This is a genomic window from uncultured Lamprocystis sp., assembly GCF_903933125.1.
Lineage (GTDB): Bacteria > Pseudomonadota > Gammaproteobacteria > Chromatiales > Chromatiaceae > Thiodictyon.
Map to the genome: position 1 here is coordinate 1 of NZ_CAIZIZ010000469.1, position 9,564 is coordinate 9,564.

Below are 9,564 nucleotides of genomic sequence, written 5' to 3' on the forward strand. Positions count from 1 at the left end.
CGACTGAAGTCGCACCTACACCCGAGCCGATGATGGGTGGTATCCGGTGTTCCGCAAATCACCTGAGCCCGAACGTCGCCGGAGCGCACGCGCGGTCACGTGCGCTTGAGGCTGACGGCATCGGGCCGTATTGTGCAACCGTCTCCATCGCCAGGCTGCCCGACCATGCTCAGTATCCGCCCACTCCCCGCCTTCGACGACAACTACATCTGGCTGTTGACCGAACCGCCCGGCGGCGACGCCGTGGTGGTGGACCCGGGAGACGAAGACCCGGTGCTGGAAGCCCTGGCCGTCGCGGGACTGCGGCTCACCGCCGTGCTGGTGACTCACCATCACGGCGACCATGTCGGCGGGCTTGATGAATTGCGCCAGGCGTTCCCTGGTCTCCCCGTCATCGGTCCGCGCGACGCGCGTATCCGCGCCCTGACCCAAAGCGTCGGCGAGGGCGATCAGGTGCAGCCGCCGGGTCTGAACACGCGCTTCAGGGTGCTGGAGGTCCCCGGTCACACGGCGAGTCATATCGCGTTCCTGGCCGACGGCGCGCTCTTCTGCGGGGACACACTCTTTGCCGGCGGCTGCGGCCGGGTCTTTGACGGCACCTTCGCGCAGTTGTCCGCCTCGCTGCGGCGCATCGCGGGCCTGGACCCGACGACCCGCTGCTACTGTGCACACGAATACACCCTGGCGAATCTCGGCTTCGCCCGCTGGGTGGAGCCGGAGAATCCGGCCCTGCGCGCCCGCACCCAGACCGCCGAGACGACCCGTGCCGCCGGTCTGCCGACGGTCCCTTCCAGCCTGGCCGAGGAACTCGCCACCAACCCCTTCCTGCGCACCGGCGAGCCGGGCGTCATCGCCGCGGCCGAGCGTTTCGCCGGGCACCCGCTCGTCGGCCACGCGGCGGTCTTCACCGCCCTGCGACAGTGGAAGGACACCAAGTACGATTGAGCACGGATCGCGCGTGATCGGGCCGCGGCACGCCCGGCACACGGCGCTTGAGCAGCAAGGTCGTGAGGAAAGCGGCCAAAGCCATCTCGCTTCGTCAGGCCACCAGCCCTATGCTTCCCTGGGTTCGCCTGCAAGCGGAGATACTGCCGCATGACGGGGGTGTGCTGGGGGTCCTGCGTGTTGCATGGGTATGGGGGCGGTGGCGGCCGGGACCGCAGTCTGGCCGCCTCCCGGATGCAATCGCAGGATGACTGGCAACGGGCCGGCTCAAGGGGCCGGCGCAAACACCTGTGACCAATCGTCCTTCATCGACACCAGCACCCAGCCGTTCTGCGGCGCGAGGTCCATTGCCTTGGCGAGCCGCCCGAATGGGCTCTTGCGATCATAGGCGTATTCCCGCTCACCATCGGTGTGATGAAGGATCAGGCCGAGCCGACGCCCCGCCCCGCCGGTCGTCCATTGCAGCATCTCCAGGTCCCCGTCGGAATTGCCGAAGGCCAGGATGGGCCGGCGACCGATGTGGCGCTGAATACCCACGGGCTTGCCGGCCCCATCATCAATGAAGGCCACCTTGGGCTCACGCACCACCACCGCCTTGCCGTCTCGCATCTCAAAGGCAAGCTGGATCTGGGAGCCGATCACCTGCTCCGGCGGGACGCCATAGACCGCCTCGGACCAGGGGCGCATGAAGTCGGCGCCGCCGCCGGAGACAATGAAGGTCTTGAAGCCGTTCCCGCGCAGATACTCCAGCAGTTCCAGCATGGGCTGGAAGACGACTTGGGTATAGGGCTGCTTGAAGCGCGGGTGGCGGGCAGCACCGATCCAGTCCAAGGTGATGGTCTCGAACTCGGCACTGGTCATGCCGCTGTGGGTCGCGATCACGAGTTGCAGCAGTCCCTCGGTCCCAGCGGCCCCCAGGGTTGCCAGGTCGCCCTCCAGGGCAGCTTTGAAAGGCTGCTGCGCTTGCCATTCGGGGTGCGAGGGCGCCAGGGCCTTCACCCGATCCAGTATGAAGGCGAGTTGGGTGTACATGGGCTGCTCCACCCACAGGGTCCCGTCGTTATCGAAGACGGCGATGCGCTGGGCCGGGGGCACGAAGTCCGGACTCCCGGCGTTCGTCACGTCGGTGACGAAGCTGGTAATGGCCTGCTTGGCGTGGCCGTCCTTCCAGGAGGGTAGCGGGTCAGCGGCCACGGACAGGGCTGCGAGGACCAAGGCGGCGAATAGAGAAAGTCGGTGCATTGCATGTCTCCTATTGCCCCGTGGGGGACGTGAACTTCCAGGTGACCTTGCCGGTCTGGATCAGCGCGCGCCCTGGCTCACCGGGCCGCTTGCCGTAGCGCAGCATGGCGATCAGATCAGTCATTTCATGCTGGCCCGTAACTCCACCAAGGCCTGGTCGAAGGTATCGACACGAATCAGACCGAGCCGGGGGAATTCCAGATCGATAATGACGTAAACCGCCACCGCCATCACACCCGCGAAACCGAGGATGTGGAGCCAACTGCGCGACTTGCTGCCGGCCATACCGAAGCCGGCCAGCAGTGCACTGGCCAGTGCCAAGGCAATCAGCATGGCATAGATGACGTAGGGCGGGTGCGTTTGTGTCGCCATCGTCCGCGTGGTGGTGATATCGAACATGTCGTTGAGCGCGGGCAACAGCAGCTTGACGGCATCGGGTGAGGCGCCCTCCCGTTGGCTCGCGGCGATGGCTTGCGCCCAGATCGTCGCCTGCAAGGCCGTCGCCTTGGCCAGTTCTGCGTGCGCTGCATCGAGATCCGTCAGCTTGCGGTAGACCGCCAGCCGGGAATCCAGATATTGCACGAAGCTGGCGCGGATGGCCGGTTGGGCGACGGCGGGGAGCAGGTCGAGCCTCAGCCAGGCGGTCCCGATGGCGTTGGTTTCCGCAACGATCAGGTCACGCCGCGCGTCGAAGCGCGACGCGGCCCCCGAGAAGGTGAAGGCGATCAGCAAACCCACCAGCGCGAAGACCGCGCCCTCGACGGCGCCGGTCCCGGTCTGCGCACCCACGGGATCGCTGGCCAGTCGCGCAATACCGAGCCGCCGGCCCAATTCCAGCATCGCCACGATACCAACAAATAGAAGAACCGCAAGGATTGCGGCGATCAGTATGGCATTCATGGTGAGGTTCCGGGTCGGGTCGATGGGGACGCACTGCCGCGACGCCAGCGCAAATAGGGAATTGAGATGACCGCGGAAGTCAGAATATAGGCGGCGACGATGACCGCGGTACGCGGACCGGGAAGCGCGGACGCCACCAGGATGGCGATCCCCAGGTGGCGGGTCGAGCAGGCAATCGCCAGTGCGGTGCGATCCTCCGCGGCCGGACCGCCGAGCAGATGTCCGATCGAGAGTGCGGCGAGGATCAGTCCGGCCAGCGCCAGCATGCCGGACCACTGGACATCGAGCAGCACCTCCCAGTGCAGGATCAGGAGTAAGAGCGCGCAGACGGTCAACAGCAGTCCCGCAATGGCCATGAGGCGATCCCCGAACCGGTCGGCAAAGGCCGGGAACCGCCACCGAATCAGCATGCCCAAGGCGAGCGGCAGGAAGAACGTCTTGGCGAACACCCATGCGACCCGCTCCGGATGGAGTTGGACCGGGTAGCCGAACCAGGGGCCGAGCAGCGCCAGCCAGGCGGGGACCAGGACGATCGCCAACAGGCTGGTGGTCACCACCAGGCTGAAGATGTAGGCCCCATCACCGATGTTCAGGAGCTTGCGCGGGAGCAGTGGTGCCCCGGCCGAGACCGCCAGCACCAGCAGACCCATTTCGACTCCCGGCGGGAGGGTCAGCAGGGTGACGAGCGTCAGGGCGACCAGCGGTACCAGTACATACATGGCGATCACCGAACGCAGCAGGAGCATGGGTCGGCGCCAGAGATAGGCAATATCCCTGGGTGTGCTGTCGATGCCGATGGCTAGGATGATGGCCGCGACGGACAGTTTGAGTAACAGGAGCAAGACTTCAGTCATATGACGTCATCGTCGTTGTCGTTGTCGTTGTCGAGGCGATCCTAGCGACCAGGATGGAAATGAAACAATTCGGGACTGGGCGGCTGCCCAGTCCCGCCGGTGGTGCCTAATTGCCCACCGGTCGATTCAACTGCTCTTCGATCTTGCTCAGGTTGAAGGAACCCGGGGTCTGGCTTGGCGGATAGTCCTTCATCGTCATGAGGAACTGCGCGGCCATGGCCTGGATTGGTGCGATCACGAACGGACGGTCGAGGAACCAGTCGTTATAGGTGTTGGAGTTGTGCTGGGCCTTCTCGAATGGATCACGGCGCAGGTTGAACAGCAGCGGAACGCGCAGTTCCGTGAAGGGCTCGCGCCAGACCCCGAAGGCCTCTCCGCGGTTCTCCAGGAAGACCACCTTCCAGTCCTGGTAGCGGGCGGCAACGACCTGACCGTCGTCGTTCACATACCAGAACTCGTTGCGCGGCGATGCTTTGACCTTCCCGCTGAGGTAATCGAGCTGGTTGTAACCATCGAGATAATTGCGGTAGTGGCGGCCGTTGAGGTCGGTGCCATTGCGCAGCTGCTCCTTGATGTCCGGTGCACCCGCGACCGCGGCGAAGGTCGGCAACCAGTCTTCGTGGGCGACGATGCCGTTGAACGTGGTGTTCGCCGGGAAATGGCCGGGCCAGCGCACGAAGGCCGGTACGCGATAGGCGCCTTCCCAATTCGAGTTTTTCTCGCTGCGGAAGGGCGTGGTGCCGGCATCCGGCCAGGTGTTGTAGTGCGGACCGTTGTCCGTGGAATACATGACAATGGTGTTGTCGGCCAGGCCCAGGTCATCAATGGCCTTGAGCAATTGCCCGACCTGGCCGTCATGCTCGACCATGCCGTCGCTGTATTCGTCCTGTCCGGAGATGCCGCGATGCTCGGGCCTCACATGGGTGCGAAAGTGCATGCGGGTCCCATTCCACCAGACGAAGAAGGGCTTCTCCGCCTTTGCCTGGCGGGTGATGAAGTCGATGGCGGCGGCGACGGTTTCATCGTCGATCGTCTCCATGCGCTTCTTGGTCAGGGGGCCCGTGTCTTCGATCCGCTGCCCGCCCTGGCCGTCCGCCCAGGTGTGCAGCACGCCGCGCGGTCCGAACTTCTTCTTGAATTCCGGATTCTTGGGGTAGTCCGTATTCTCCGGCTCTTCCTCGGCATTGAGGTGATACAGATTGCCGAGAAACTCGTCGAAGCCGTGCAGGGTGGGCAGGTGCTCGTCACGATCGCCCTGGTGATTCTTGCCGAATTGGCCGGTGGCATAACCCTGGCTCTTCAGCACCGTGGCCATGGTGACGTCGGTCTTCTGCCAGCCTTCCTTCGCACCCGGCATGCCGACCTTGGTCATGCCGGAACGCACCGGCACCGACCCGCCGATGAAGGCCGCGCGGCCCGCCGTGCAGCTTTGCTGCGCGTAGTAATCGGTGAAGCCGACGCCCTCGTTGGCGATCCGGTCGATATTGGGTGTCTGGTAGCCCATCATGCCGCGGTTGTTGTGGCTGATGTTCCAGGTGCCGATGTCGTCGCCCCAAATGACCAGGATGTTGGGCTTGTCGGCCGCGCCCGCGGGACTGATGACGGCGAGCGCGGCGCCGAGCGTCATCAGGGTCAAGACCAGCGCGGTCAGACCGCGCCGGTCACCCGGGCGGACCCGCGGGGCAGTAGATTCGGTTGGTCGTTGCTTCATCTTCCTCTGTCCTCTGTTGCTGTTGAATGGATGTCATCGGATTTGGCCGCCTACGGGCGTCGGTCTGGTCCTGCCTGGCGCGCCCTGGAAACCCGCGTCGCCAGCGACCGGGGCTCGCGTTACGTACCGCGTTTCTACTCCGGGCTCACGGGACCGAGCCGCAGGGTCAGGTAGGCCGACAGACCCTCGAAGGTCACCCCAGCCGCCCGCAGGCGTCGCAGCAAGGCCAAGGACGCCTCGTCCGCTTGGCGCAAGCCGTGCAGATCCAGGGTCAGCCTGGCGGACGGGTCACCACAGGTCCGCTCGAACTCGGCGAGTCCGTCGGCCTGTAACCGCCCGTCAACCTTGAGGGTCGTTCGCCGTTGGTCGTCGATACGTGTGATCCGAAAGGTCATGCGCTGACTCAAGGCAGGAATCGGGCCAATGCCGACAGAAACGCTCGGAATGAAGCAACCGACTGAGACGAAAGTTGAAAGGGTCAACCGGGGGTGCCGCGTGAGCGCCGTCTCGGGGTGCGAAGCGACGACATTCAACGATGCGGGTCGCGAAATATCGTAGCTCACGACATATCGTGAGATGTGGCTCCGTGACTTGGGTGATCGATGCGGTTCGAGTACTCACCGCATCCCGCGGGCCGGGGCTCGACCGCCGCACCATCGAACGATTCGACGACGTCCGAGCAGACTGGACCGTCACGCACTCTTGGGCACAGGAAGGCATAGGGCCGATTCCCTCGCCGCTTGCGCAGCGGCTGATCTGCCGCAGCCGTGATCGCCGACATCTCGCGTAGTCCGGTCGCTTCGCCTATGCTAGCGCCTATGCCTTTCGCTCCGGATCGATGACCCATGCAGACTGAACGCCATGTCCGCCTGTTTCGCAACGGTCGCAATCAAGCCCTGCGCATCCCACGGGGGTTCGAACTCGACGCGGACGAGGCGATCGTCAGCAAGGACGGCGAGCGCCTGATCGTTGAGCCGGTGAAGCGCCGTCCAGACCTCGCCACCCTGCTGGCCGGATGGACGCCGCTCGACGAGTCCCTGCCGGCGGTTGACGAGGGCTTGTTGCCCCTGGACGACATCCACCTCTAGCCATGGATGGGCTGCGCTACCTGCTCGACACCAACATCCTCTCCGCGCTGATCCGTCGGCCGCAGGGGTCGGTCGCAGCGATGCTCGCCCGGCGCGGCTACGCAACGGTCTGCACCAGCATCCTCGTGGCCGCGGAACTCCGCTTCGGCGCCCGGAAGCTCGGCTCCGACACCTTGAGCGAAAAGGTTGAGTCCCTGCTGGCTTCGATGCCAGTGCTGCCCCTGGATGCCGGAGCCGATCTGACCTACGCCCAAATCCGGCTCCAGCTGGAGCAGGCCGGGACGCCCATCGGACCCAATGACCTGCTGATCGCCGCGCACGCCCTGGCCCGCGGGCTGACCGTCGTCACCGACAATGTGGACGAATTCTCGCGGGTCGCCGAGCTGCGGGTGGAGAATTGGCTGGATAATCCGGCGCCCGCGCCGAAATGATCGGTACCAAGGCCGATCGCGCTCAACCGACCGCAGCGTCCGCTTTCAGACCGGATTCCTTTGCCGAAATGCAGCGACCGATTCACGGAGTCGAATATGCTTGAAGCGTTCATTGAACAATGGCGCCAACGCCGTTTGCAGACTTACCGAACGATGCCGGAGGATATCCGCGAGCATTTCAAGATCGAAGAGTCGGTGTTGGGAGGGGGGTATGAGTATCGGCAGATCGTGGAGTTGGTCCAGAACGGCGCCGACGCAATCTCGGAGGCGGATGCGTTCCCGTCCGATTCTGGCGCCCCAGCGGGCGACCAGGAGCCCCGGATTCACGTCCTACTGAGCGGGGATCGGCTCTATGTCGCCAATACCGGTGCGCCGCTCAGCCAGGACGGCATCGAGGCGCTGCTGCTATCGCATTCATCGCCCAAGCGCAGCAACCAGATCGGCCGCTTCGGTATCGGCTTCAAGTCACTGCTGCGGCTCGGTGGCAAGATCGACATTTTCAGCCGCGGCGTGTCGCTCCAATTCGACCCCGACCGGTGCCGCCAGACGATCCGCGAGGCTTGCTGCCTGGCGCCTGACCATGACGCGCCCGCACTGCGTCTCGCCTGGCCGCAGGATCGCGAGCAGGGAGAGCAGGCCGACCCTCGACTCAATGACTTCCGTTGGGCTACGACCGTCGTGCGAGCGGAGATTCGCGAACCCAGGATGCTGTCCCATATCGAGCAGGAGATTCGGCGTTTTCCAACTCAGTTTCTACTGTTCCTACCCGTCCCGGTGACCCTGGTTCTCAATCCCGGGAACGACGATGCGCGGCGACTCACCCGCCGAGCACAGGGTGAGCACATCGAACTTGCCGATGGCGAAGGCGCCTCGCGTTGGCGTGTCATCGAAAGGGAGATTCGAATTACCGACGCGGATGCGCGAAGCGACGCGACCCATCTACACCAACGCGATGCCGTGCCGCTGGCCTGGGCCATCCCGCTGGACGCCAAGCGCGAAGAGGCCGGGCGGTTCTGGGCCTTCTTTCCCACCGAGACCGAGAGCCGGATTCCCGGCATCCTCAATGCCCCCTGGAAGCTCAACAGCGACCGCAAGTCCATCATCAGCGGCGAGTGGAACCAGTCCCTGATGGGCGAGGCCGCCCGGCTCATCGCCGAGACCCTGCCCAGCTTGGCGGACGCCTCGGACCCAGGGCGGATGCTCGACTATTTCCCGCGTCAACTGAGCCGACAGGACGAGCCGGCGGCGACCTTGGTTGAGGCCCTGTGGGAGCGGATCGCGGACAGCGCGGTGATCCCGGACGGGGCTGCGACGCTGCGCTCGGGTCGTGACCTGTGGCGCCACCCTGTGGACGAAAGGGATCTACTGGTGCGTTGGAGTGGGCTCGCGAGTCAGGACGCGCTCGTCCGGTGGGTACATCCGACCTGTATCGAGGGCGACCGCAAGTCGCGCTTGGTCGAATTGGCCAAGCGTCTTGGCAAGGTGAGCGTCGCTCATGCTGTGGTGCCCAGCGTGGGGCAACCTATTTCTATCCCCGGTCTGCGATCAACCCCTCGGCCTCGGGTGCCATGCCCGTTGCCAAAATCCCCCGATGCGGAGGACCAGAGACCGTGCCTTGCGGTCGGATCTGCCGCCCGGTGGTTCGAAGAGATCGCATCCACCCATATCGATACGGCGAAGTCGGTACTCACCCTCGCCCGGGATTTTGCTCAATCACGCAAGGCAGATGAATGGAATTGGATGCGACCAAGGCTGACGATTATACCAAGCCGCGATGATCGCCTTTGCAACCCAGACAAGATTGTGATTGGCCGGCAAGATCAAGTCGTTCCCGATCAGCCATGTGTTGCGGACGCCTTGGTTTCCGACAAGGTTTCCTTAAATATTCTGGCCCAAGTGCTCTGTGTAAAGAGCATTTTGGATGATGACTGGCGGCTCGTGATCGAGCAGGCGCTGAGCGCGGCTACCGGTGCAGGATCGGAAGCATCGGATGAAAAATGGCGCAGCTTCTGGGAAACCCTGCGATGCGCAGCCGAGGGTGATCGCGTTGCCTTTGCAAAGAAACGCCGGGAGGACATTCGCGTGCGGCGACAGGATGAGACCTGGCAATCCCCGGATGCGGTTCTGTTGTCCGGGCGCATTGTTAGCGAGACCGACCAGGCAGAATGTAACCGCCATGTGCTGATCGATCTGGAGCAGCATCGTTCAGACGAGGCGGTCCTCAAGGCACTCGGCGTTGCCGATGTTCCAGCCGGAAAACGGAACGTCAGCGGGGATGAACTCTTGGCGTAAGTACTTCAAGTGAAATATCTGTAGCCCTCTATCAGCAATGAGCGAATTGGATACTGTACTTTTCGCCTACCGAACCTAGGATATCGCTAAGCGCCTGATCG

At 64.1% G+C, this 9,564-nt stretch carries 9 protein-coding genes; 4 read left to right on the forward strand and 5 right to left on the reverse strand.

The window, feature by feature from the left end; translation table 11 throughout:
- Positions 1 to 165 precede the first annotated feature (165 nt).
- Entirely contained in the window at positions 166 to 945 is a 780-nt protein-coding gene (gene gloB, locus QZY03_RS25115; RefSeq protein ID WP_295585687.1) for a hydroxyacylglutathione hydrolase, read from the forward strand.
- Positions 946 to 1,212: 267 nt separating this feature from the next.
- Here gloB and QZY03_RS25120 read toward each other — a convergent pair whose 3' ends face one another.
- The 5 genes from QZY03_RS25120 to QZY03_RS25140 all read right to left on the reverse strand — a co-directional run bounded on the left by QZY03_RS25120 (position 1,213) and on the right by QZY03_RS25140 (position 6,047).
- A complete protein-coding gene (locus QZY03_RS25120; protein WP_295585689.1) occupies positions 1,213 to 2,187 on the reverse strand; it encodes an HAD family hydrolase in 975 nt (324 codons plus the stop codon).
- Between the two features lie 120 nt (positions 2,188 to 2,307).
- A complete protein-coding gene (locus tag QZY03_RS25125) occupies positions 2,308 to 3,087 on the reverse strand; it encodes a DUF4239 domain-containing protein (RefSeq protein WP_295585691.1) in 780 nt (259 codons plus the stop codon).
- Entirely contained in the window at positions 3,084 to 3,941 is an 858-nt protein-coding gene (locus QZY03_RS25130; protein ID WP_295585693.1) for a hypothetical protein, read from the reverse strand. The genes QZY03_RS25125 and QZY03_RS25130 overlap by 4 nt, the downstream gene beginning before the upstream one ends.
- A 106-nt stretch (positions 3,942 to 4,047) precedes the next feature.
- The gene (locus QZY03_RS25135; protein WP_295585695.1) at positions 4,048 to 5,652 is read right to left on the reverse strand and encodes an arylsulfatase; all 1,605 of its coding nucleotides are present in this window, start codon (positions 5,650 to 5,652) and stop codon (positions 4,048 to 4,050) included.
- Between the two features lie 134 nt (positions 5,653 to 5,786).
- Positions 5,787 to 6,047: a hypothetical protein gene (locus tag QZY03_RS25140; protein ID WP_295585697.1), complete on the reverse strand. Its 261-nt coding sequence runs from the start codon at positions 6,045 to 6,047 to the stop codon at positions 5,787 to 5,789.
- Between the two features lie 450 nt (positions 6,048 to 6,497).
- Here QZY03_RS25140 and QZY03_RS25145 point away from each other — a divergent pair, with 450 nt between their 5' ends.
- The 3 genes from QZY03_RS25145 (at position 6,498) to QZY03_RS25155 (ending at position 9,463) form a co-directional block, all read left to right on the forward strand.
- Positions 6,498 to 6,740 (forward strand): AbrB/MazE/SpoVT family DNA-binding domain-containing protein, encoded by a 243-nt coding sequence (locus QZY03_RS25145; RefSeq protein WP_295585700.1) that lies wholly within the window; start codon positions 6,498 to 6,500, stop codon positions 6,738 to 6,740.
- A 2-nt stretch (positions 6,741 to 6,742) separates the two neighbouring features.
- On the forward strand, positions 6,743 to 7,171 hold the full coding sequence (locus QZY03_RS25150; protein ID WP_295585702.1) for a type II toxin-antitoxin system VapC family toxin: 429 nt from the start codon (positions 6,743 to 6,745) through the stop codon (positions 7,169 to 7,171).
- Between the two features lie 96 nt (positions 7,172 to 7,267).
- The gene (locus tag QZY03_RS25155) at positions 7,268 to 9,463 is read left to right on the forward strand and encodes a hypothetical protein (RefSeq protein WP_295585704.1); all 2,196 of its coding nucleotides are present in this window, start codon (positions 7,268 to 7,270) and stop codon (positions 9,461 to 9,463) included.
- Positions 9,464 to 9,564 lie beyond the last annotated feature (101 nt).